The 21,257-nt window shown below is 70.1% G+C and carries 20 protein-coding genes and 4 riboswitches; of the genes, 8 read left to right on the forward strand and 12 right to left on the reverse strand.

What is annotated here, in order from left to right; translation table 11 throughout:
- Nucleotides 1-31: 31 nt before the first annotated feature.
- Both aroQ and aroE read right to left on the reverse strand, forming a co-directional pair.
- On the reverse strand, nt 32-481 hold the full coding sequence (gene aroQ, locus AC2D80_RS04375) for a type II 3-dehydroquinate dehydratase (RefSeq protein WP_484631753.1): 450 nt from the start codon (nt 479-481) through the stop codon (nt 32-34).
- 25 nt (nt 482-506) lie between these two features.
- Nucleotides 507-1,328: a shikimate dehydrogenase gene (gene aroE, locus AC2D80_RS04380; RefSeq protein ID WP_484631754.1), complete on the reverse strand. Its 822-nt coding sequence runs from the start codon at nt 1,326-1,328 to the stop codon at nt 507-509.
- 84 nt (nt 1,329-1,412) lie between these two features.
- On the opposite strand from aroE, the gene AC2D80_RS04385 reads away from it, so the two are divergent.
- From AC2D80_RS04385 to AC2D80_RS04395, 3 genes are all read left to right on the forward strand, one after another.
- The gene (locus tag AC2D80_RS04385; protein ID WP_484631755.1) at nt 1,413-2,093 is read left to right on the forward strand and encodes a DsbA family oxidoreductase; all 681 of its coding nucleotides are present in this window, start codon (nt 1,413-1,415) and stop codon (nt 2,091-2,093) included.
- A gap of 41 nt (nt 2,094-2,134) precedes the next feature.
- Nucleotides 2,135-2,863: a hypothetical protein gene (locus tag AC2D80_RS04390; RefSeq protein WP_484631756.1), complete on the forward strand. Its 729-nt coding sequence runs from the start codon at nt 2,135-2,137 to the stop codon at nt 2,861-2,863.
- Nucleotides 2,864-3,015: 152 nt separating this feature from the next.
- Entirely contained in the window at nt 3,016-3,570 is a 555-nt protein-coding gene (locus tag AC2D80_RS04395) for a glycine zipper 2TM domain-containing protein (RefSeq protein WP_484631757.1), read from the forward strand.
- 24 nt (nt 3,571-3,594) lie between these two features.
- Here AC2D80_RS04395 and AC2D80_RS04400 read toward each other — a convergent pair whose 3' ends face one another.
- The 5 genes from AC2D80_RS04400 to AC2D80_RS04420 all read right to left on the reverse strand — a co-directional run bounded on the left by AC2D80_RS04400 (nt 3,595) and on the right by AC2D80_RS04420 (nt 9,685).
- Complete coding sequence (locus AC2D80_RS04400) at nt 3,595-3,837, reverse strand: glutaredoxin family protein (protein ID WP_484631758.1); 243 nt, start codon at nt 3,835-3,837, stop codon at nt 3,595-3,597.
- A 32-nt stretch (nt 3,838-3,869) separates the two neighbouring features.
- On the reverse strand, nt 3,870-5,801 hold the full coding sequence (locus tag AC2D80_RS04405) for a B12-binding domain-containing radical SAM protein (protein ID WP_484631759.1): 1,932 nt from the start codon (nt 5,799-5,801) through the stop codon (nt 3,870-3,872).
- A gap of 91 nt (nt 5,802-5,892) precedes the next feature.
- Nucleotides 5,893-7,158: a D-amino acid dehydrogenase gene (locus AC2D80_RS04410; RefSeq protein ID WP_484631760.1), complete on the reverse strand. Its 1,266-nt coding sequence runs from the start codon at nt 7,156-7,158 to the stop codon at nt 5,893-5,895.
- A gap of 62 nt (nt 7,159-7,220) precedes the next feature.
- Nucleotides 7,221-7,323, reverse strand: a riboswitch (glycine riboswitch).
- Between the two features lies 1 nt (nt 7,324).
- A riboswitch (glycine riboswitch) is annotated at nt 7,325-7,418 on the reverse strand.
- Between the two features lie 74 nt (nt 7,419-7,492).
- Nucleotides 7,493-8,485, reverse strand: a complete 993-nt coding sequence (locus tag AC2D80_RS04415; RefSeq protein WP_484631761.1) for a tripartite tricarboxylate transporter substrate binding protein — start codon at nt 8,483-8,485, stop codon at nt 7,493-7,495.
- Nucleotides 8,486-8,500: 15 nt separating this feature from the next.
- A complete protein-coding gene (locus tag AC2D80_RS04420; protein ID WP_484631762.1) occupies nt 8,501-9,685 on the reverse strand; it encodes a M20 aminoacylase family protein in 1,185 nt (394 codons plus the stop codon).
- Between the two features lie 135 nt (nt 9,686-9,820).
- On the opposite strand from AC2D80_RS04420, the gene AC2D80_RS04425 reads away from it, so the two are divergent.
- Complete coding sequence (locus tag AC2D80_RS04425; RefSeq protein WP_484631763.1) at nt 9,821-10,723, forward strand: LysR family transcriptional regulator; 903 nt, start codon at nt 9,821-9,823, stop codon at nt 10,721-10,723.
- 30 nt (nt 10,724-10,753) lie between these two features.
- Here the strand turns inward: AC2D80_RS04425 and gcvP are convergent, their stop codons facing one another.
- The 4 genes from gcvP to AC2D80_RS04445 all read right to left on the reverse strand — a co-directional run bounded on the left by gcvP (nt 10,754) and on the right by AC2D80_RS04445 (nt 17,738).
- Nucleotides 10,754-13,666 (reverse strand): aminomethyl-transferring glycine dehydrogenase, encoded by a 2,913-nt coding sequence (gcvP, locus tag AC2D80_RS04430; protein ID WP_484631764.1) that lies wholly within the window; start codon nt 13,664-13,666, stop codon nt 10,754-10,756.
- Between the two features lie 63 nt (nt 13,667-13,729).
- Nucleotides 13,730-14,101, reverse strand: a complete 372-nt coding sequence (gene gcvH, locus AC2D80_RS04435; protein WP_484631765.1) for a glycine cleavage system protein GcvH — start codon at nt 14,099-14,101, stop codon at nt 13,730-13,732.
- A gap of 43 nt (nt 14,102-14,144) precedes the next feature.
- A complete protein-coding gene (gene gcvT / locus AC2D80_RS04440) occupies nt 14,145-15,272 on the reverse strand; it encodes a glycine cleavage system aminomethyltransferase GcvT (RefSeq protein WP_484631766.1) in 1,128 nt (375 codons plus the stop codon).
- Between the two features lie 93 nt (nt 15,273-15,365).
- A riboswitch (glycine riboswitch) is annotated at nt 15,366-15,481 on the reverse strand.
- Between the two features lie 12 nt (nt 15,482-15,493).
- A riboswitch (glycine riboswitch) is annotated at nt 15,494-15,601 on the reverse strand.
- 454 nt (nt 15,602-16,055) lie between these two features.
- Nucleotides 16,056-17,738 (reverse strand): electron transfer flavoprotein-ubiquinone oxidoreductase, encoded by a 1,683-nt coding sequence (locus tag AC2D80_RS04445; protein WP_484631767.1) that lies wholly within the window; start codon nt 17,736-17,738, stop codon nt 16,056-16,058.
- Nucleotides 17,739-17,905: 167 nt separating this feature from the next.
- Here AC2D80_RS04445 and AC2D80_RS04450 point away from each other — a divergent pair, with 167 nt between their 5' ends.
- From AC2D80_RS04450 to AC2D80_RS04460, 3 genes are read left to right on the forward strand one after another with little or no spacing between them, the layout of a single operon-like run.
- Nucleotides 17,906-18,688 carry an SDR family oxidoreductase gene (locus AC2D80_RS04450; RefSeq protein ID WP_484631768.1) on the forward strand — a complete coding sequence of 261 codons (783 nt, stop codon included), beginning with the start codon at nt 17,906-17,908 and terminating at the stop codon, nt 18,686-18,688.
- A 4-nt stretch (nt 18,689-18,692) separates the two neighbouring features.
- Nucleotides 18,693-19,670, forward strand: coding sequence for a DMT family transporter (locus tag AC2D80_RS04455; protein ID WP_484631769.1), 978 nt, complete (start codon nt 18,693-18,695; stop codon nt 19,668-19,670).
- Nucleotides 19,667-20,089: an acyl-CoA thioesterase gene (locus AC2D80_RS04460; RefSeq protein WP_484631770.1), complete on the forward strand. Its 423-nt coding sequence runs from the start codon at nt 19,667-19,669 to the stop codon at nt 20,087-20,089. Before AC2D80_RS04455 ends, AC2D80_RS04460 begins: the two co-directional genes overlap by 4 nt.
- Before the next feature lie 18 nt (nt 20,090-20,107).
- On the opposite strand, the gene AC2D80_RS04465 is transcribed toward AC2D80_RS04460, so the two are convergent.
- Nucleotides 20,108-20,692 carry a peroxidase-related enzyme gene (locus AC2D80_RS04465; protein WP_484631771.1) on the reverse strand — a complete coding sequence of 195 codons (585 nt, stop codon included), beginning with the start codon at nt 20,690-20,692 and terminating at the stop codon, nt 20,108-20,110.
- A 168-nt stretch (nt 20,693-20,860) separates the two neighbouring features.
- On the opposite strand from AC2D80_RS04465, the gene AC2D80_RS04470 reads away from it, so the two are divergent.
- The gene (locus AC2D80_RS04470) at nt 20,861-21,250 is read left to right on the forward strand and encodes a carboxymuconolactone decarboxylase family protein (RefSeq protein WP_484631772.1); all 390 of its coding nucleotides are present in this window, start codon (nt 20,861-20,863) and stop codon (nt 21,248-21,250) included.
- The last annotated feature ends 7 nt before the right edge of the window (nt 21,251-21,257 follow it).

Consider the following 21,257-nt stretch of genomic DNA (forward strand, 5'->3'; position numbering starts at 1 on the left):
GGCGGATGCGCCGCGTGGCGCGAGCCGGGGCTCAGGTGCGAGCCGCCAGCCCTTCGATGGCCAGCCGGTAGCCATCGACGCCGAAGCCCACCACGATGCCGGCGGCTGCCGGCGACACGTAGGAATGGTGGCGGAAGGCCTCGCGGGCGTGCACGTTGCTGATGTGGACCTCGATCACCGGCATCGGCTTGACGCCGCTGATGGCGTCGAACAAGGCCACCGAGGTGTGGGTGAAGGCGCCGGGGTTGAACACCACGCCGGCCAGCTCCCCAGCCTGGAACCGGCGCCCGGCGGCGTGCAGCGCGTCGATCAGCGCGCCTTCGTGGTTGCTCTGCAGGGCCTCCAGCGTGAAGCCCAGCCGCTGTGCGGTGTCGCGGCAGCGGGCCTCGACGTCGGCCAGCGTGGTGGCGCCATACACCGCGGGCTCTCGGGTGCCGAGGAGGTTGAGGTTGGGGCCGTTGAGCAACAGGATGGCGGGCATGGGCGGATCTCCGAAGTCAAACAGCTTAAACCAGCGGCACGCGGATCTGCTCGATCACCGCCGGTGTGGCGGGCCGCACGCCGCGCCACCAGGCGAAGGCCTCGGCCGCCTGCTCGACCAGCATGCCCACGCCGTCGGCCACCGCCGCCACGCCCGCTGCCCGCGCCTGGCGCAGGAAGGGCGTGAGGCCCTTGCCGTACACCATGTCGTAGGCGAGCGCGCCGGGAGCGAACACGCCATCGGGCAGCGCGAGGGCGTCGCCGCTGAGGCCGGCCGCAGTGGCGTTGATCACGATGTCGTAGGCGTGGCCGGCGAGGTCGTCGAAGCCACCCGTCCGCAGGGCGACGTGGCCCGCGAAGTCGGCCCGCAGGGCGTGGGCCCGCTCGGCGGTGCGGTTGGCCACCGCCAGCACCGCCGGGCGCGCCGCCGCCAGCGGCAGGATGGCGCCGCGCGTGGCGCCACCCGCGCCCAGCAGCAGCACACGACGCCCGGCGATCGCGTGGCCGAGGTTGACACCGATGTCCCGCACCAGACCCACCCCGTCGAAATTCTCCGCTTCGATGCGCCCTCCCTCGAAGCGCAGGGCGTTCGCCGCGCCGGCCAGCACGGCGGCCTCGCTCGGGTACGTGGCCAGCTCCCGCGCCTCCAGCTTGAAGGGCAGGGTCACGTTCACGCCGCGGAAGCCTTCCGACCGCAGCCGCGCCACGGTGTCGGCAAAGCCGTCGACCGGCGCCTCGACCGCGATGTAACGAAGGTCTTGTCCGGTTGCCGCGGCGAACGCGGTGTGGATCTGGGGCGATTTGCTGTGGCCAATCGGGTGGCCAATCACGGCGTAGCGGTCGGTCATGCGGGCGGGCGGATCGGTGGGGGAGCGTCGATTGTCACCGACCCCACGGACCGCTCGGGCGCGCCGCAGCGCGAGAATCGGCGCATGAATACGCCGTCCCCCTCTGAGCCTGTTTCCCTGACCATCGATTTCGTCTCCGACGTGTCCTGCCCGTGGTGCGCGGTCGGGCTGGGCGCGCTGGAGCAGGCGCTGCAGTCGCTCGCCGGTGAGGTGGACGCGACCCTCACCTTCCAGCCCTTCGAGCTGAATCCGGCCATGGGCCCTGCGGGCGAAGACATTGGCGAGCACCTCACGCGCAAGTACGGCTCCACCCCGGCCCAGCAGGCGCAGATCCGCGACACGATCCGGGCCCGCGGCGCCGAGGTCGGCTTTGCCTTCCACCCCGATGGTCGCGGTCGCATCTGGAACACCTTCGACGCGCACCGCCTGTTGCACTGGGCCGCCGTGACCGGCGCACCCGGTCAGCAGCGCGCGCTCAAGAAAGCGTTGCTCGCGGCCTGCCACACGCGGCGCGAACCCATGGCCGACCCGGCCGTGCTCGTGGCCTGCGCGCGCGAGGCCGGTCTGGACGCCGACGAGGCCGCGCGGGTGCTGGCCAGCGGCGCATACGTGCAGGCCGTGCGTGAGCGGCAGAACTTCTACACCAGCCACGGCATCCATTCGGTACCGGCGGTGATCGTGAACGAACGCCATCTCATCAGCGGCGGACAACCCGCGGCCGTGTTTGAGCAGGCGCTGCGCCAGATCGCGGCCGGGGCTGCCTGAGCGCCCGCGGGCGCACCACCATCCTTCCCGGGGAGAACGCCATGACCGTGTCCCGCCGACACCTGCTGATCGCCACCGCCGCGCTGCCCGCCGCCGGCTGCGCCCTGCAACCCCTGCCACCGCTGGACCGCCGGCCGCTGGACACGGCGGCGGGCGATGCCGTGCTGCGGGCGCCGGCCGTTGGCCAGCGGTGGCGCTACCGGCGGCTCAACGCGTTCAACAGCGCCGTCACCGACGAGATCGTCGAGACGGTGAGTGCAGCGGGCGCCATGCATGAGCGCGCGGTGATCGACCGCCGTTCCGCGCTCAGCGGCCAGGCTTTGCCTGCCGAGATCCACGCTGGCTGGGGCCGCGTGCAGCGCGAAGCCGTGTGGGATTACCCGCTCAACCTGGAGCAGCCGCTGGCGCTGTGGGTGACCGACCCGCAGCGCCCCGGCCGGCGCCCCACCGAGCACACCCGCTACCGCATGGACGGCGGCTCGTTCGCCTTCTGGATCCAGTCCTCGCTGGTCGTGGCGGGCCGTGAGCGCGTGTCCGTGCCGGCCGGCACCTTCGACACCTGGCGCGTCGACCGCCTGATCCGCCTGCAGCACGACGACCACAGCCGTGCCACCACCACCCGCGACGACACGCTGTGGTGGGCGCCCGCGCTGGGTCGCTGGGTGGCGCGCGAAACCCGCGGCCGCTACCGCGTGCCCTCCGACGGACCGGGCTGGGGCAGCGAGCTGCTGGAGGACCACGCCCGCTGGGTCCTGCTCGACGCCACGTGAGCGCCGCAGCGCGCCACCCGGGTGCGCTGTGTCACCGCCCGCCCAAGTCTTGTGAGCGGGTGTATCCGCGGCCCTCGCCGCGAAACCTCCGGTAACCGGCCCGCGCGCCGGCCCCGCTAGGCTGCGCCATCCCAACCCGAAGGAGGTAGCGCATGGACGCTTCGATGTTCAAAGGCATGGCGATCGGTGGTCTGGCCATGGTGGTGCTCGGCGCCGGTGCGGTCGGTGGTTACCAGACCCTGGCCAAACCCAAGGTGGCCGATGTGGTCGCCGTGAAGGAAGTCACTGACACGGTGGTCACCCCGCGCGAGCGCTGCGAGGAGGTCGCGGTGCGCCGCCAGGCGCCGGTGCAGGACCAGCACCGCGTGGCCGGTACGGTGGTCGGTGGTCTGGCTGGCGGCCTGCTGGGCAGTGCCGTGGGCAACGGCAGCGGCAAGACCGTGGCCACCGTGGCCGGCGCGGTGGCGGGTGGTTACGCGGGCAACCAGGTGCAGAAAAACATGCAGCGCAACGACACCGTCACCACGATGGAGCGCCGCTGCAAGGTGGTCAACGAACGCACGGAGCGCCTGCTGGGCTACGACGTGACTTACCGCTACGGCGAACAGCAAGGCGTGGTGCGCACGAGCTTCAAACCCGGCGCCACGCTGCCGGTGAAAAACGGCCAGGTGGACACCACGCCGCCCGCGCCGGGTCAATCGTCCTGATCGGCCTCGCGTCGGCGGCCGGCCTCAGCGCCCGAGCTGGGCCAGCGCCGCCTGCAAGCCGGCCAGCCCGCCCACGCGCTGGTCGTTGATGAAGATCTGCGGCATCTGCCGCACCGAAGGCCCGCACTTCGCGTAGAACGCGAGCCGCTCGGCCTCGTCATCGATCTTCACTTCCTCGAAATCAAGCCCGCGGGCCTTGAGCAACTGCTTGGCCGAATCGCACTGCGGGCAGGCGGACTTGGAATACACGGTGATCTTCAGGGTCATGGTGGTGGGCCGACAGCCAGATGGGTGGGCGTTCAGCGCGCCGTCGCGGGGCGCAGCGCGCGCTCAATGAAGTGTTTCTTCACCGTCGGTCTGGGGACCGGGTGGGGCAGGTGGTCGAACCAGGCACGGACGTCTTCGTCGAGCCCGGTGCCGTGCATGTAGTTGTAGAGCGCTTTGCGCAGGCCGATGCCGAGCGCGTCGTGGTCGACGCCGGTGGGGTCGATGAAGCCGATGTCGTTCTTGGCGAAGGTGACCGGCGGCAGCGGGATCAGCGAGATGCCGTACGCCGCGGGGTCGAGCCCCACCGGGGAGTGCACGGTGCAGCTGAAGCGGTGGAAAAAGCCGCTCTGGATGCAGCCGTGGAGGAACAGCTGGCGGACGTATTCGAGCGCGTCCACCGTGTCCTGCACCGTTTGCGTGGGAAAGCCATACATCAGGTAAGCGTGCACCAGGATACCTGCGTCGCTGAAGCCCTTGGTCACGCGCGCCACCTGCTCGACCGTCACGCCCTTTTTCATGAGCGCAAGCAGCCGGTCGCTGGCCACCTCCAGGCCGCCGCTCATGGCGATGCAGCCGCTGTCGGCCAGCAGCTGGGCAAGGTCGGGGGTGAAGGTCTTTTCGAAGCGGATGTTGCCCCACCAGCTGATGGCCAGGTCGCGGCGCAGCAACTCCTCGGCGAGCGCTTTCAGCGCTTTCGGCGGCGCCGCCTCGTCGACGAAATGGAATCCGGTCTGGCCGGTTTCGTCGACGATGCGCTGGATGCGGTCGACCAGGGTGCTGGCGCTCGCGGTTTCATAGCGGCCGATGTAGTCCAGGCCGACGTCGCAGAAGCTGCATTTCTTCCAGTAGCAGCCGTGGGCCACGGTGAGCTTGTTCCAGCGCCCGTCGCTCCAGAGCCGGTGCATCGGGTTGAGCATGTCCACGAGGCTGAGGTAGTCGCGCAGTGGCAAGCCGTCCCAGGTGGGCGTGCCCACGTCTTCAAACGCAACGTCCGGCTCGGCGAGGTTGACGTAGCGCACGGTGCCGGTGTCGTCCCGCCGGAAGGTGCGCACCAGCCGCTGCGGTCCGCGGCGGCCTTGCAGGTGTTCGATCAGCGCGAGCAGGGGGCGCTCGCCGGCGTCGAGCGTCACGTAGTCCACAAAGTCGAACAGGCGCGGTTCCTGGAGTTCGCGCAGCTCGGTGTTGACGTAGCCGCCGCCCAGCGCGATGGGCAGCTCGGGCCATCGGGCCTTGACCGCCTGGGCGATGCGCAAGGCGCCGTACACCGCGCCCGGGAACGGCACGGACAGCAGCACGAGGGTCGGGCGGTGTTGATCCACCGCGTCGACCGCGAGGGATTGCAGCAGGGCGTCCACCGGGGTGGTGGGTGCCGCCAGCGCCTGCGCCAAGGGATCGAAGCTGGGCTGGCTGCTGGCCAGCGACTCGCCGTAGCGCACGAAGGCGAAGCGCTCGTCGAGCGCGTCGCGGACGACATCGGCGAGGTCGTCGAGGTAGAGCGTGGCGATGTGGCGGGCCCGGTCGTGCGTGCCCAGCACGCCGAAGGCCCAGCCCAGCGGATCGCCACTGCCGTCGTCCAGGTGTTCGTACTGGGCCAGCGCGGCGAAGCGCGGGCCCTCAGGCAGCAGCTCGCGCGCGGCGATGCGGTGGGCGAGCGTGCTGTCGCGGCCCTGGAGGAAGGCGATCGCGGGGCCGATGGTGCGGCGGTAGCGGGCGAACTGGTCGAGAAAGGCGTGCAGCGAGGCGCTTCGTTCGGCCTCGGGGCTGGCCAGCGCGTGGGCGCGCATGGTGTCGAGCCCGGCCGGCGTGAACAGGCGCAGCACCAGGGCCAGCGCCAGGTCGGTCTGCACCGCGTCGATGCCCCGACCGCGCAGGAAGCCGGTGAGGTAGGCGGTGGAGGGGTAGGGCGTGTTGAGTTGCGTCATCGGGGGGATGACGCTGAGCACGCGGACGGCGGGGGAATTCATCGGGGGGCCACGGAGGAGCGCAGTGTAGTGGCCCCCACAGAGCCCTGACCGGCTCGGGGTTGGTCCCCGGCCGGCGGGGCGACGGGCCGCGTCAGGCGGCGGGCGCGGTCCGCGGCGGCACCGCGTGCAGTCGCGGCTCGCGCGCGGCCTGCCAGCCGCTGACGGCGTCGGCCGTGGCCTGCGCGGTGGCGGCCGACAGGGTCCAGCCGAGGTGGCCGTGGCCGGTGTTGTAGAAGACGTTGGACTGCCGGCCGGGGCCGACCCGCGGCATCATGTCCGGCATCATCGGGCGCAGGCCGGCCCAGGGCACGACCTGGCGCGTGCTCACGCCGGGGAAGCACTGGTTGACCCAGCGCACCAGCGGCTCGATGCGGTCGGCGCGGATGTCGCGGTTCACGCCGTTGAACTCGGCGGTACCCGCCACGCGGAAGCGGCCGGCGCCCAGGCGGCTGGTCACCAGCTTGGTCTCGTCGTCGAGCAGGCTCACCGTCGGCGCGGCCTGCTGGCTGGCTTCGTCGAGCAGGTTGACGGTGATCGAGTAGCCCTTGACCGGGTAGACGTTGATGCGGTCGCCGAGCTGGGCGGCCAGCGCGCGGCTGCCCACGCCGGCGCACACGACCAGCGCGTCGAAGCGGCGCGCGTCGGCCTCGCCGCGCAGCCACACCCGGGCATCGCGGCCGTCGCTGGCCACGCGCTCGATGTCGGTGTCGCACTGCATCACCACGCCGTGGCGCTCGCTGGCGGCGGCCAGACCCACGGTGAAGCGGTGGATGTCGCCGGTGGAGTCGCTCTCGGTGTAGAAGCCGCCGTGGTAGCGGCCGGCCAGCGTGGGTTCGATGGCCTTCATCTCGTCGGGGGTGACGGCGCGTCGCTCCAGACCGCCCTGAGCCAGCAGCGCGTTCACGCGGGCGGCGTGGTCAAAGCCGGCGCGGTCGCGGTAGATGTGCAGGATGCCTTCGCGCTTGAGGTCGAAGTCGATGCCCTCGGCCTCGGCCCAGGCGAACAGGTGCTGGCGCGCGGCGATCGCCAGGCGCGCGGTGGCGACCGTGTTGTCGCGGTAGCGCGGGATGCTGGCCACGAACTCGGCAAACCAGCTGAGCTTGTGCCAGGTGGGGCGCGGGTTGACGAGCAGCGGCGCGTCCGGGCGGAACATCCATTTCAGCCCTTTCCACAGCGTGGACGGGTGGGTCCACACCTCGGCATTGCTGGCCGAGAGCTGGCCGCCGTTGGCGAAGGAGGTCTCCATCGCCGGGTAGCGATGGCGCTCGAACAGGGTGACGGAAAAACCGCGGCGGGCGAGGGCGTACGCGGTGGTGACGCCGGTGATACCGCCGCCGATGATGGCGATCGAGGACATGGAAGCAGGCTCCAGAACACGTCGGGGGAATGGACAGTCCGCCCGGCCCGGATGACCGGGTGGACGCCCCCTCTGTTTGGAACCTGAGAGATTCGCGGCGCGGGGCGCCGCTTGCTCCTGCGGTGGACCGGATGACGACACCGGTCGCTCTTCAGAGTCTGACTGACTGCACCGACCGGTCCTGGGGCCTGAGAGTTTCCGGGGCGGTTGCTCCTTCGGCGCCGGCCTGCGAACAGGCCGGGCTCTCCCGATGCGGTGCCCTCCCGAAGGAGGAGGCCACGATGATAACCGTGGCGGGTGGGGTATGCGCACCCTCGGCGCGCGTCCCCGGGGGTTATTGCGCCTGCAGGTTGATCGATCGGGCGATGCCGCGGAACTGTGCGATGCCGTCGGTGTAGGCCTTGTCCACGGCTTTCAGCGGCAGCGGCGCGGCCACGAGCTGGCTGTTGTTTTCCAGGTGCGTGCGCACGGCCGGGTCGGACAGGGTGTCGGTGATGGCCTTGTGCAGCGCCACGACCACGGGTTCCGGTGTGTCCTTGCGCACGAAGTAACCGGTCCAGATGTTGAACTGGAAGTCCTTGAGCGCCTTGCTTTCGGTGATCGCCGGGTAGTCCTTCACGCCGTCGAGCCGCTGGCTGTTGAGCATGGCCAGCACTTTCACGCGGCCCTGCTTGTGCATCTCGTCGTACTTCTTGCCGTAGGGCGCGAGGAAGATGTCGACCTGGCCGGCCATGAGGTCCTGCTCCGCGGGGGCGGCGCCCTTGTAGGGCACGTGCACCATCGGGATGCCGGTGACCTTCGACAGGTGCTCACCGAGCAGGTGATAGAACGAGCCGGGGCCGACGCTGGCGAACGTGATCGGGCGGCCAGCCGCGGCGGCCTTGCGCGCGTGGTCGAGCAGCTCGTCGACCGTGTTGGCCGGGATATCCTTGCGGGCGAGGAAGGCGATCTGGGCGGTGGCGATCATCTGCACCAGCCGGAAGTCTTCGCTCTTGAACTTGATGGACGCGATCGCCAGCGGGGCGAGGATGAGTTCGTTGGGCGAACCCTGGAAGATCTGGTGACCGTCGGCGGGGCTGTTGAGCAGCTTTTGCGCCGCGATGGAGCCGCTGGCGCCGGCGGTGTTCTCCACGACCACCGGCTGGCCGAGCTGGCGCGACAGCGTGGTGCTCACGCCGCGGGCGATCACGTCGGACAGGCCGCCCGCGGGGTAGGGCACCACGAGCGAGACCGGTTTGCTGGGGAAGGCCTGGGCCTGGGCCGCGCCGGCGAGCAGCGCGAGGGACGCGCCGGCGAGCCAGCGGCGAAGGACATGGGTGGCGTTCATCGGGATCTCCTGCGGTCAGGGTTGGGGGGAGGGAAGCAGGTCGCGCACCAGCGCCACCCAGTAGCGGGCGCCGGTGGCGATGTTGGCATCGTTGAAGTCGTAGGCCGGGTGATGGACCATGCAGGCGCCGGCCGAGTCGCCCGCGCCGTTGCCGATCAGCAGGTAGCTGCCCGGCACGCGTTCCAGCATGAACGCGAAGTCTTCGCTGCCGGTGAGCATGGGGCCCTGCGGCTGCACCTGGCTGGCCGGGAAGTGGCGTTCGGCCACGGCCAGCGCCCGGGCGGTTTGCGTCGGGTCGTTGACCAGCACCGCGTAGCCCGGCCGCCAGTCGATCTCGGCGCGCACGCCCAGGCTGTCGGCCTGCGCGGTCACCAGCGCGCGGATGCGGTCCTGCAGCAGCTGGCGCACCGCCGGGTCCAGCGCACGCACGCTGAGCTCCAGCCGCGCCAGCGCGGGGATCACGTTGTTGGCCCGGCCGGCCTCGATGGCGCCCACCGTGATGACGGCCGGCTGCAGGGGATCGACGTTGCGCGAGACCACGGTCTGCAGCGCCATCACGATCGACGCCGCGGCCACGATCGGGTCGCTGGCGCGGTGGGGCAGGCCGCCGTGGCCGCCCGTGCCGTGCAGGCGCACAGTGACATAGTCCGACGACGCCATCATCGGCCCGGCGCGAAACACCAGCTGCCCCTGCGGCACGCCCGGCATGTTGTGCATGGCAAAGATGGCGTCGCAGGGAAAGCGCTCGAACAGCCCGTCGTCCATCATGCGCAGCGCGCCGCCGCCGCCTTCTTCCGCGGGCTGGAAGATCAGGTTGACCGTGCCGTCGAAACCGCCGTCGCGGGCCAGGCGGTGCGCGGCAGCCAGCAGCATGGCGGTGTGGCCGTCGTGGCCGCAGGCGTGCATGCAGCCCATGCGCCGGCTGGCCCAGGGATGGCCGCTGGCTTCCTCGATCGGCAGCGCGTCCATGTCGGCGCGCAGGCCCAACCGGCCGGCGCCCGTGCCGCGACGCAGCTGGCCGACCACGCCGGTGCCCCCCACGCCTTCCGTCACCGCATACCCCCACTCGCGCAGGGACCGCGCCACCACGCCGGCGGTGCGGTGCTCCTCAAACGCCAGTTCCGGGTGCTGGTGAAGGTCGCGCCGCAACGCCACGAAGGGGGCGAGGTCGGCATCGGTGTCCAGCGCGGTCGGGAACATGCAATCTCCTGCGTGATTCGGCGGCGTGATGTCGTGATCTTGGGTGTCGACATGAACTTTGTTGCATGCTAGTGACGAGAAACGCTACAGTCCAATGCATTGAAGGTTGTTAAACCATGCATTGAAGGTTGAGTCGTGACCCTTGTGCAGCTTCGCCATCTCCTCGGTCTGGCCGATGCCGGCACCTACGCCCAGGCCGCCCGCCTGCTGTGCCTGTCTCAGCCGGCGCTGTCGCGCAGCATCCAGGCGCTGGAAGAAGAGCTGGGCGGCCGCCTTGTGGACCGGCTCGGCCGGCGCGTGGCCTTGACCGCGCTCGGTGAGCAGGCGGTGGAGCGGGCGCGGGGTCTCGTGGCGGAGGCCGACGCACTGCGCGGGCTGGGCGCCTCGATGGCGGCTGGGCTGGCCGGGCGCCTGCGCGTGGGGCTCAGCTCGGCGCCGGGCGCGCTGCTGTCGGTGCCGATGGCCCTGTCCATGGCCGCGGACCATCCGCGCCTGCACCTGGACATTGCCCGCGGCAACACGGCGGTGCTGGTGCAGGCCGTGCGCGAGCAGCGGCTGGACGCGGCGGTGGTCGACGTGCGCTCGGTCCGGCCGGCCGCGGACTTGCAGGTCTCGCAGGTGTTTGAACTGCCGGCGGGTTTTCTGGTGCGGCCCGACCATCCGCTGGCCCGGGTCGGCGAGCCGGTGCCGTTTGAGGCCCTGCGCGCCCACCCGATCGCCTCCACGCCCCTGAGCGACGAGGTGGCCCGTCTGCTGATCGAACGCTATGGTCCGGCGGCCAATCCCGATGACCTCGTCACCCTGCGCTCGGACGAGACCCTGACGCTGGTGGACACGGCCCGGCGCAGCGACGCCATCGTGCTCACGGTGTGCGCCGTGGCGCCCGATCTGGTGGCGCTGCCGGTGCAGCCCGCGCTGGATGCGAGCGGGCGATTCGGTCTGGTGACCTTGAGCCGCCGCGCGCCGGCGCCGGCCCTGCGCCTGCTGCGTCAGCAGCTGCCGCGCTGGCTGGCCCAGGCCGGCGCGGCAGTGCGCTGAGTCCCGGGCGGCCCGGGGGCTTCGGTCGGATCAGTACTCGCTCAGCGGCACGCAGCTGCAGAACAGGTTGCGGTCGCCGTAGACGTTGTCCACCCGGCCCACCGGCGGCCAGTACTTGGCGTGGCGGCGCTGGTCGAGCACCGCCGCGCCCACCTCACGCGGGTAGGCGTGGGGCCACTCGGCCTTGAGCAGGCTGGCCGCGGTGTGCGGCGCGTGCTTGAGCGGGTTGTCATCGGTGGGCCAGACGCCGCGCTCCACCTGCGCGATCTCGCCGCGGATGGCGATCATCGCGTCGATGAAGCGGTCGAGTTCGGCCAGGGTCTCGCTTTCGGTGGGCTCGACCATGAGCGTATTGGCCACCGGGAACGACAGCGTGGGCGCGTGGAAGCCGTAGTCCATGAGGCGCTTGGCCACGTCTTCGGCCATCACGCCGCAGGTGTCCTTGAAGTGGCGCAGGTCGAGGATGCACTCGTGGGCGACGTGACCGTTTTCGCTCGCGTACAGCGTGGGGAAGTGCTCGCGCAGCCGCACGCTGACGTAGTTCGCCGACAGGATCGCCACCTCGGTGGCGCGCCGCAGGCCCTCGGCGCCCATCATGCGGATGTACATCCACGAGATCGGCAACACCGCGGCGTTGCCCAGCGGTGCGGCCGACACCGCCCCCACGCCGTTGACCGGGATGCCGCCGGTGGCGTGGCCGGGCAGGTAGGGAGCGAGGTCTTCCACCACGCAGACCGGGCCCACGCCCGGACCGCCGCCGCCGTGCGGAATGCAGAAGGTCTTGTGCAGGTTGAGGTGGCTCACGTCGCCGCCGAACTCGCCGGGCGCGGCCACACCGACCAGCGCGTTCATGTTGGCGCCGTCCACATACACGCGGCCGCCGTGCTGATGCACCAGCGCGCACAGGTCCTTGACCTGCGTCTCAAACACGCCGTGGGTGGACGGGTAGGTGATCATCACGGCGGCCAGGTGGCTGCTGTGCTGCTCGCACTTGGCCTTCAGGTCGGCCATGTCCACGTTGCCGTTGTCGTCGCACTTGGTCACCACCACCTGCATGCCGACCATCTGGGCGCTGGCCGGGTTGGTGCCGTGGGCGCTGCTGGGAATCAGGCAGACGTTACGGTGGCCTTCGCCGCGCGCGCGGTGGTACGCCTGGATCACCAGCAGGCCGGCGTATTCGCCTTGCGAGCCGGCGTTGGGCTGCAGGCTGATGCCCGCGTAGCCGGTCGCTTCGCACAGCCACTGCCGCAGTTGCGCGTCCAGCAGCGCGTAGCCCTGGCGCTGGTCGGCCGGCGCGAACGGATGGACGTTGGCAAACTCGGGCCAGGTGATGGGGATCATCTCGCTGGTCGCGTTGAGCTTCATGGTGCACGAGCCCAGCGGGATCATGCTGCGGTCCAGCGCGAGGTCTTTGTCCGACAGCGCGCGGATGTAGCGCAGCATGCCGGTCTCGCTGTGGTGGGCGTGGAAGACCGGGTGGGTCAGGAAATCGCTGGTGCGGCGCAGCTCGGTGGGGATGCGCGGCTCCACGCCCTTCTCAAACGCGGCGAACGACGGCAGCGCGGCCCCGTCGGCCGCGAACACGCCCCACAGCGCCTCCACATCGGCGCGGGTGGTGGTTTCGTCCAGCGTGATGCCGACCCGACCATCGCCGTGGTCACGCAGGTTCATGCCGGCCGCGCGGGCGCGGGTCAGGCGCTGCCCGGCCTCGCCGCCGGCGAGCACGGTCACGGTGTCGAACACCTGCGCGTGTTCCAGGCGCTGCCCGAGCTGCTCCAGGCCCTGGGCCAGGATGGCGGTGTAGGCCGCCACGCGCTGCGCAATGCGCTTGAGGCCTTGCGGGCCGTGGTAGACGGCGTACATGCTCGCCACCACCGCGGGCAGCACCTGCGCGGTGCAGATGTTGCTGGTGGCTTTCTCGCGGCGGATGTGCTGCTCGCGGGTTTGCAGCGCCAGGCGGTAGGTCGGGTTGCCATGGCTGTCCACGCTGACGCCGACCAGGCGCCCAGGCAGGCTGCGCTTGAACTCATCGCGGCAGGCCATGAACGCGGCGTGCGGGCCGCCATTGCCCATCGGCATGCCAAAGCGCTGCGTCGTGCCGACCACGATGTCCGCGCCGCCGTCTTTGCCGCCACCGTCCCACTCACCCGGCGGCTTGAGCAGGCACAGCGCCAGCAGATCGGCCGCCACGATGTAGGCCGCGCCCTTGGCGTGTACCTTGAGGGTGTCGCCGGTGTCGCTGCCCAGGCGGCCGGAGGTGGCCGGGTACTGTTCCAGCACGGCGAAGTAATCGTCGCCCGCGATCAGCGCGTCCCAGTCCGCCTGGCTCTCGGCCGTCACGACCTCGATGCCCATCGGCTCGGCGCGCGTGCGGATGACCTCCAGCGTTTGCGGGTGCACATCGCCAGCCACCACAAAGCGGTTGCCCTTGGCCTTCACCGAGCGCTTGGCCAGCGTCATGGCCTCGGCGGCGGCGGTGGCTTCGTCGAGCATCGACGCGTTGGCGATCGCCATGCCGGTGAGGTCGCAGACCATGGTCTGGAAGTTCACCAGGGCTTCCATGCGGCCCTGCGAGATCTCGGCCTGGTAGGGCGTGTAGGCGGTGTACCAGGCGGGGTTCTCCAGGATGTTGCGCAGGATGACACCGGGGGTGTGCGTGCCGTGGTAGCCCTGGCCGATGAAGCTCTTGAGTAGCTGGTTCTGCTGGGCAATGCCCTTGAGTTCGGCCAGCGCGGCCGCTTCGGTCACCGCCGGGGGCAGCTTCATGCCCTGGCGCCGGGCAATCGAGGGCGGCACGATGCTGTCGATCAGCGCGCGGCGCGAGGACTCGCCGATCACCGACAGCATGTGGGCCTCGTCGGCCTCGGTGATGCCGATGTGGCGGGCGATGAATTCGCTGGCGTTTTCGAGGTCACCCAGCGGTTTGGCGGAGGGCATGAGCATGGCTTGCCTTGGACGGTGGTGATGAGGGTCCGGTGCCCGGGCGCAAGCGCCCGGTGGCGGGGATCAGGCGTTGGCGGAGAAGGCGTCGTACGCGGTCTTGTCGAGCAGGGCGTCGAGCTGCGCGGGCTGCGACAGCTTGACCTTGAAGAACCAGCCGGTACCCAGCGGGTCGCTGTTGGCCAGCGAGGGATCAGCGCGCAGCGCCTCGTTCACCTCGGTCACGGTGCCGCTGACCGGCATGTACACGTCCGCGGCGGCCTTGACCGACTCCACCACGCCGGCGACGGCCTTCTGGTCCATCGCGGCGCCCACCTCGGGCAGGTCCACGAACACCACGTCGCCCAGGGCGTCTTGCGCGTGGTGGGTGATGCCGACGGTGGCGATGTCGCCGTCCACGGTGATCCATTCGTGGTCTTCGGTGTACTTGGTGGTCATGGTCGAGTCCTTGCGGGTGGGAGGGAGGTGGAAAAAATCGGGGTCAGCCGCGGTGGTAGCGGTTCGGCACAAAGGGCATGGGCGCCACCGCCATCGGCACGGCCTTGCCGCGGACCATGGCGAGGACCCGGGTCCCGGGGGTGGCCATCGACGGCGGCAGGTAGCCCATGGCCACGGGCTGGTTGATGCTGGGGCCAAGCAGGCCGCTGGTGACTTCACCGATGCGCTCGCCGGCCTCGTTCACCAGTTCGGTGTGGTCGCGCACGGGCACGCGCTCCTGCGCAATCAGGCCCACGCGCACCCGCGCCGGCGGGGCGCTGCCGTCCAGCTGGGCCAGCACGCGGGCCGCGCCCGGAAAGCCCCCGGCGCGCGCGCCACCGCTGCGACGCACCTTCTGCATGGCCCAGTTCAGGCCCGCCTCCACCGGGGTGGTGGTGGTGTCGATGTCGTTGCCGTAGAGGCACAGACCGGCTTCCAGGCGAAGCGAGTTGCGGGCGCCCAACCCGACCGGTTTGACCTCGGGTTCGGCCAGCAGCGCGCGGGCCAGGGCCTCAGCATCCGTCGCGGCCACGGAAATCTCGAAGCCGTCCTCGCCGGTGTAGCCGCTTCGCGTGATGTACAGCGGGCGTCCTTGCCAGACGAAGGCGTCGCCGGTCATGAACACCAGCCGCTCCACGCCCGGCACCAGCCGCTGCAGCGCGGTCACGGCCTGCGGTCCCTGGAGCGCCAGCAGGCCCCGGTCGAACTGCGGCTCCACCGCGCAGCGCGCGCCGATGCGGCCCACGATGTGCGCCAGGTCGGCGTGTTTGCAGGCGCCGTTGACGATGACGAACAGGTCGTGTCCGCGGTTCACGAACATCAGGTCGTCGAGGATCCCGCCTTCGTCGTTGAGCAACAGCCCGTAACGCTGTTTGCCCGGCGCCAGGCCGATCACGTCGACCGGCATCAGCGACTCGAACGCCGCGGCCGCATCGGGCCCCACCAGGCGAAGCTGGCCCATGTGGGACACATCAAACAGACCCGCGGCCTGGCGGGTGTGGTGGTGCTCGGCCATCAGGCCGGCGAGGTATTGGACCGGCATGCTGTAGCCGGCGAAAGGCACCATGCGCGCGCCGAGCTCCAGGTGGAGGGCGTGCAAAGGGGTGGTCAACAGGTCGGTGGAGTCGGACACGGCGGGCAAGCGGACAGTGGGTCAGACGATAGGTCAGACGGTAGGTCTGAGGGGCAGGGCCTGCCCCGAGGGGCGGGACACGGTTCATCCGTGTGCTGCCCCGCTGTCCGCTTTACCTGAGAGATTCACGCGGGCGATGCCGCGCTTGCTCCTTCGGTGGACCCCCTCCGGCGCGTTCGCCGGGAAGGTCTCTCTCCAGGGGGGAACGGCGCCCTCGCGGACACCGCTTGCCAGTCCTTTTGCCTGAGCGTTCGGCGGGCCACGCGGTCTGCGCGGCGCCTGCGCCTTCGGCGGCCCCGGCGTGCGGGGCTCTCTCCTGACGGGCTGGATTCTAAGGCCTGTGACGCCGAAATCGATGCCCCACGATCCGGCGCCGGGCCGTCCCCAGCCGGATCAGCCCCCGAGGGGCTGAGCCCCGCGGCTCCTGGCCTGCCTGCGCAGGTCAGGACGGGGCGAAGAGGCGCTGACTCCGGCAGCGCCGCGGCCTGCAAGGCCTCGCGACCCGCGCAGCGGCGGAGCGTGGGGGCCTGACGATCCGGCGCCGGGCCGCCCCCAGCCGGATCAGCCCCCGAGGGGCTGAGCCCCGCGGCTCCTGGCCTGCCTGCGCAGGTCAGGACGGGGCGAAGAGGCGCTGACTCCGGCAGCGCCGCGGCCTGCAAGGCCTCGCGACCCGCGCAGCGGCGGAGCGTGGGGGCCTGACGATCCGGCGCCGGGCCGCCCCCAGCCGGATCAGCCCCCCCGGGGGGCAGCGACCCGCGCAGCGGCGGAGCGTGGGGGCCTGAATCACATCCCGGCGTAGGTCGGTCCGCCGCCGCCTTCGGGCGTGACCCACACGATGTTCTGCGTCGGGTCCTTGATGTCACAGGTCTTGCAGTGCACGCAGTTCTGGGCGTTGATCACCAGCTGGTCCTGACCGTCCTTTTCCACGTACTCGTACACGCCCGCCGGGCAGTACCGGCTTTCGGGACCGGCGTAGGTGGCGAGGTTGATCTTGACCGGCACCGTGGCGTCTTTCAGCGTGAGGTGGGCCGGCTGGTTCTCCTCGTGGTTCGTGTTCGACATGAACACGCTGGAGAGCCGGTCGAAGGTGATCACGCCGTCGGGCTTGGGGTAGCTGATCTTCGGCATCTCGGCCGCGGGGCGCAGCTTGGTGTGGTCCTTGGTGGTGTTGTGGATGGTCCAGGGGGGCACGGCAACGCCCACCTTGGGCAGGAACCAGTGCTCCACGCCGGTCATCAGTTTGCCCATCAGCGGGCTCTTCTTGAACCAGTTCTTGAAGTTGCGGTAGGTCCACAGCTCGTCGTGGAGCCAGCTCTTCTCGAACCGGGCCGGGAAGCCGCTGAGCTCGTCGCGCTGGCGGCCGGCGCCCAGCGCCTCAAACGCCGCCTCGGCGCAGAGCATGCCGCTCTTGATGGCCGCATGGCTGCCCTTGATGCGGGCGGCGTTGAGGAAGCCGGCGTCGCACCCCACCAGGGCCCCGCCGGGGAACACGGTTTTGGGCAGCGCCTGAGGGGTGCCGTTGTTCAGGGCCCGGGCGCCGTAGCCCAGCCGCTTGCCGCCTTCGATGTGGGCTTTGATGGCCGGGTGGGTTTTCCAGCGCTGCATTTCCTCGAAGGGGCTCAGCCACGGGTTCTGGTAGTCCAGCCCGATCACGTAACCCAGCGTGACCTTGTTGCCTTCGAGGTGGTAGAGAAAACCGCCGCCGAAGGTGTTGTCGTCGAGCGGCCAGCCGGCGGTGTGCACCACCAGACCGGGCTTGGCGCGGTCGGCGGGAATCTCCCAGAGTTCCTTGATGCCGATGGCGAAGGTCTGGGCGTCTTTGCCTTCGTCGAGCTTGAAGCGGGCGAGCAACTGCTTGCCCAGGTGGCCGCGCGCGCCTTCGGCAAACACGGTGTACTTGGCGTGCAGCTCCATGCCGATCTGGAAGTTCTCGGTCGGCTCGCCGTCCTTGCCCAGGCCCAGGTTGCCGGTGGCCACGCCCTTGACCGCGCCGGTGTCGTCGTACAAGACCTCGGCCGCGGTGAACCCGGGGAAGATTTCCACGCCCAGCGCCTCGGCTTGCTCACCGAGCCATTTGGTGACCGCGCCCAGGCTGATCACGTAGCAGCCGTCGTTGTGGAAATTGCGCGGCATGAGCCAGTCGGGCGTGCGCTGCGCGCCGGTTTCCGACAGCACCAGCAAGTCGTCGCCGGTGACGGCCTGGTTCAGCGGCGCACCGCGCTCTTTCCAGTCGGGGAAGAGCTCGGTGATGGCGCGCGGGTCCATGACCGCGCCGGAGAGGATGTGGGCGCCGGGCTCGGAGCCTTTTTCGAGCACGCAGACGTTGACCTCGGTGCCTTGTTCGGCGGCCAGCTGTTTCAGGCGGATGGCGGTGGACAGGCCGGCCGGGCCACCACCGACCACCACCACGTCGTATTCCATGGCTTCGCGGGGACCGAACTGGGCCAGGATCTCGTCATGCGTCATGGGGAGTCTCTCGGATAATGGGTTGGTTGCCCGGCATCCTGCGGGCAGCCGCTGGCGGCCTTTGTCGCCGAGCGGACCGCATTTTATGCGGCAGTTGCACAAAATCGAACGGTCGTTCGTATTACCGATCGCTTTCTGCGTTTTCCCGACACCCACAGGAGACACCCATGGCCTACAGCCTTGACCTTTCCGGCCGCGTGGCCCTCGTCACCGGCGCCTCTGGCGGCCTGGGCGAACAGTTCGCCAAGACCCTGGCCAAGGCCGGTGCGGCGGTGGTGCTGGCCAGCCGGCGCACCGATCGGCTGATGAACCTGCGGGCCCACATCGAGGCCGGGGGCGGCGATGCCCACGTGGTGGCGCTGGACGTGACCGATCTGGCGTCGATCAAGGCCGCCATCGCGCACGCGGAAACCGAGGTCGGTCCGATCGACATCCTGATCAACAACTCCGGTGTCAGCACCACGCAGCGCCTGCAGGACGTGACCGAGGCCGATTACGACTTCGTGTTTGACACCAACACCAAGGGCGCGTTCTTTGTGGCGCAGGAGGTGGCCAAGCGGATGCTGGCCCGCGCCAAGGGCGCCGCGCCCGGCACCTATGTGGGCGGGCGCATCGTCAACATCGCGTCGATGGCCGGGCTCAAGGTGCTGCCGCAGATCGGCGTGTATTGCATGAGCAAGGCGGCGGTGGTGCAGATGACCAAGGCGATGGCGGTGGAGTGGGGCCGCTTTGGCATCAACGTCAACGCCATCTGCCCCGGCTACATCGACACCGAGATCAACCACCACCACTGGCAGACCGAGCAGGGCCAAAAGCTGATCCAGATGCTGCCTCGCAAGCGCGTGGGTTCGCCGGCCGACCTCGACGCGCTGCTGGTCATGCTGTGCGCGGCTGAGAGCCACTTCGTCAATGGTGCGGTGATCGCCGCCGACGACGGTTTCGGCGTGTAGTTCCATGGATTCTTCGCGCAGCGCTCTCACCGTCGGCCCACCGGGGGTCGTGCCGGCAATCCCGCCCGGCCGGGCCCGCGGCGTGTCCCGGCTGGGCATCGCGGCGGGTCTGGGCGCGGGCGCGTTCTGGGGCACGACCTTTGTAGCGCCGTTGCTGGTGCCGCAGTTCGGTCATGTGGATCTGACCGTGGGCCGCTACCTGGCCTGCGGCGTGCTGTCCGTGTTGTTGCTGCTGGTGGCGGCGCTGCGCGGGCGCGCCCGCTGGCCGACCGGGTCGCAGGCGCTGGCCGCGCTGGGCTTGAGCGTGCTGGGTTACACCGGCTACTACCTGCTGCTGGTGCTGGCGATCGAGGCCGCCGGCCCGGCGTTGCCGGTGCTGATCATCGGGACGATCCCCCTGTGGATCATGGTGCTGGGCAAGCCGCATGGCCTGCGCTGGCGCTCGCTGGTGCCCGGGCTGGTGCTCACCGCCGCCGGCATTGGCCTGATGGTGGACCAGACCGGCCATGGCGGCGCTGGCGGCGGCGGTGATCTGGCGCTGGGGGTCGGCTACGCGGTGCTGGCCATGGCGAGCTGGACCGCGTTTGGCCTGCTCAATGCGCGCTGGCTGGCCCGACATCCCGAGGTGGATGCGGCGCTGTGGGCCAACTGGCTGGGGGCGGCCGCGGGCCTGGGCGCCCTGGGCTTGTGGGCGGTGGCCGGCAGCCCGGTGTCCACCCTGGTCGCGACCGACGGATTCGGCTGGTTTGTGGCGGTGTGCGCCGTCACCGGCATCGGGGCGGCCTGGGTCGCCTCGGTGTTGTGGAATGTGGCCAGCCGCCGGCTGAGCCCGAGCCTGGCCGGCCAACTGATCGTCAGCGAGACCGTGTTCGGTCTGCTCTACACCTTCGCCTGGACCCTGCAGTGGCCCGGGCCCTGGCAGGGGCTGGCCTGCGCGCTGTTCGTGCTGGGCATCCTCGCCACCATCAAGGCCCACCGATGAAATTTGAGCTGCCCGCCCACAAGACCGAGGTATTCCGCATGGTCATTCCCATCCGCTGGGGTGACATGGATGCGATGGGGCACGTGAACAACACCGTCTACTTCCGCTACCTGGAGACCGTGCGCATTGAGTGGATGCGCAGCATCGGCTGCGAGCCCGACCCGCGCGGCGAGGGGCCGGTGATCGTTAACGCCTTTTGCACGTTTCACCGCCAGCTGGAGTTTCCCGGCGATGTGCTGACCGTGATGTACGTGAGCGACCCGGGTCGCAGCAGTTTCGAGAGCTGGTGCACGCTCGCCCGCACCGACGACCCGGACACCGTGTACGCCTCGGGTGGCGCGACCACGGTGTGGGTGGATTTCCCGAAGCAGCGGTCCGCGCCGCTGCCCGAACGCATGCGCGCGCACCTCGGTGGCTGAGCCGGCGCGCGGCGTCCCTTAGCGCGCCTTGGGCACCCGGCCCATCAGGTAGAACTCGGGGTTGGGCTGCATGCCGCTGAAGCTGGCCAGGCGGTTGGACAGGCCGAAGAAGGCGGTGATGGCGGCGATGTCCCAGATGTCATCGTCGCTGAACCCATGGGCCTGCAGCGCGGCGAAGTCAGCCTCGTCCACGGTGTGCGAGGCCTCGCAGACCTTCATCGCGAAATCGAGCATCGCGCGCTGCCGCGGCGTGATGTCGGCCTTGCGGTAATTGACCGCGACCTGGTCTGCCACGAACGGCTTTTTCTCATAGATGCGCAGCAGCGCGCCGTGGGCCACCACGCAATACAGGCACTGGTTGGCTGCGCTGGTGGTGGTGACGATCATCTCGCGGTCGCCTTTGCTCAGACCGCTGTCGCGCCCCACCGTCTCGGGCGCCATCAGCGCGTCGTGGTAAGCGAAGAAGGCGCGCCATTCGGCGGGGCGACGCGCCAGAGCGAGGAACACGTTGGGCACGAAGCCCGCTTTGGCCTGCACCTCCAGGATCTTGGCCTGGAGGTCCTCGGGCAGGGTGTTGAGGTCGGGCAGCGGGAATCGGGTCATGGGGTCTCCTCGGGAGGCTGGCGTGGGAAGGCGCGGTCGCGGCCCGATTGTGCGCGGTGGTCTTGCGCGGGGCTGTCACCGGTGGTTCGTCGGTGGTGTTCCGCGGTGGTTCGGTCGGGCGGGCTGGGTTATCGTTGCGGCTCCCCTTGACCATCGCGCCGACACCCGATGTCCCTTCCCGACGATCCCGAATTCCAGCGTGGCCTGGCCATGCGCACCCAGGTGATGGGCGAAGCCTTCGTCCAGGCCGCCTTCGACGGCATGACGCCTTTCACCGAACCGATCCAGCAGCACATCACCCGCAAGGCCTGGGGCGATGTGTGGCAGCGCGACGGTCTCGACCTCAAGACCCGCAGCCTCGTGACCGTGGCGATGCTCACCGCGCTGGGCCGCCAGAACGAGCTCAAGGGCCACGTGCGCGGGGCGCTGAACAACGGTGCCACACCAGCCGAGATCCAGGAGGTGCTGCTGCAGGCCGCGGTGTATTGCGGCGTACCGACCGCGGTCGAGGCCTTTCGCACCGCGGCGTCGGTGGTGGAAGCCCCGCCCGCCGCCTGAACCCCTG

The sequence above is a fragment of the Hydrogenophaga sp. T66 genome (assembly GCF_057219855.1).

Bases quoted from the DNA above. Each gene is read 5' to 3' on its own strand.
- aroQ (WP_484631753.1), bottom strand. From the start codon at position 481: ATGCCCGCCATCCTGTTGCTCAACGGCCCCAACCTCAACCTCCTCGGC.
- aroE (WP_484631754.1), bottom strand. From the start codon at position 1,328: ATGACCGACCGCTACGCCGTGATTGGCCACCCGATTGGCCACAGCAAA.
- AC2D80_RS04385 (WP_484631755.1), top strand. From the start codon at position 1,413: ATGAATACGCCGTCCCCCTCTGAGCCTGTTTCCCTGACCATCGATTTC.
- AC2D80_RS04390 (WP_484631756.1), top strand. From the start codon at position 2,135: ATGACCGTGTCCCGCCGACACCTGCTGATCGCCACCGCCGCGCTGCCC.
- AC2D80_RS04395 (WP_484631757.1), top strand. From the start codon at position 3,016: ATGGACGCTTCGATGTTCAAAGGCATGGCGATCGGTGGTCTGGCCATG.
- AC2D80_RS04400 (WP_484631758.1), bottom strand. From the start codon at position 3,837: ATGACCCTGAAGATCACCGTGTATTCCAAGTCCGCCTGCCCGCAGTGC.
- AC2D80_RS04405 (WP_484631759.1), bottom strand. From the start codon at position 5,801: ATGAATTCCCCCGCCGTCCGCGTGCTCAGCGTCATCCCCCCGATGACG.
- AC2D80_RS04410 (WP_484631760.1), bottom strand. From the start codon at position 7,158: ATGTCCTCGATCGCCATCATCGGCGGCGGTATCACCGGCGTCACCACC.
- AC2D80_RS04415 (WP_484631761.1), bottom strand. From the start codon at position 8,485: ATGAACGCCACCCATGTCCTTCGCCGCTGGCTCGCCGGCGCGTCCCTC.
- AC2D80_RS04420 (WP_484631762.1), bottom strand. From the start codon at position 9,685: ATGTTCCCGACCGCGCTGGACACCGATGCCGACCTCGCCCCCTTCGTG.
- gcvP (WP_484631764.1), bottom strand. From the start codon at position 13,666: ATGCTCATGCCCTCCGCCAAACCGCTGGGTGACCTCGAAAACGCCAGC.
- gcvH (WP_484631765.1), bottom strand. From the start codon at position 14,101: ATGACCACCAAGTACACCGAAGACCACGAATGGATCACCGTGGACGGC.
- AC2D80_RS04445 (WP_484631767.1), bottom strand. From the start codon at position 17,738: ATGACGCATGACGAGATCCTGGCCCAGTTCGGTCCCCGCGAAGCCATG.
- AC2D80_RS04450 (WP_484631768.1), top strand. From the start codon at position 17,906: ATGGCCTACAGCCTTGACCTTTCCGGCCGCGTGGCCCTCGTCACCGGC.
- AC2D80_RS04455 (WP_484631769.1), top strand. From the start codon at position 18,693: ATGGATTCTTCGCGCAGCGCTCTCACCGTCGGCCCACCGGGGGTCGTG.
- AC2D80_RS04460 (WP_484631770.1), top strand. From the start codon at position 19,667: ATGAAATTTGAGCTGCCCGCCCACAAGACCGAGGTATTCCGCATGGTC.
- AC2D80_RS04465 (WP_484631771.1), bottom strand. From the start codon at position 20,692: ATGACCCGATTCCCGCTGCCCGACCTCAACACCCTGCCCGAGGACCTC.
- AC2D80_RS04470 (WP_484631772.1), top strand. From the start codon at position 20,861: ATGTCCCTTCCCGACGATCCCGAATTCCAGCGTGGCCTGGCCATGCGC.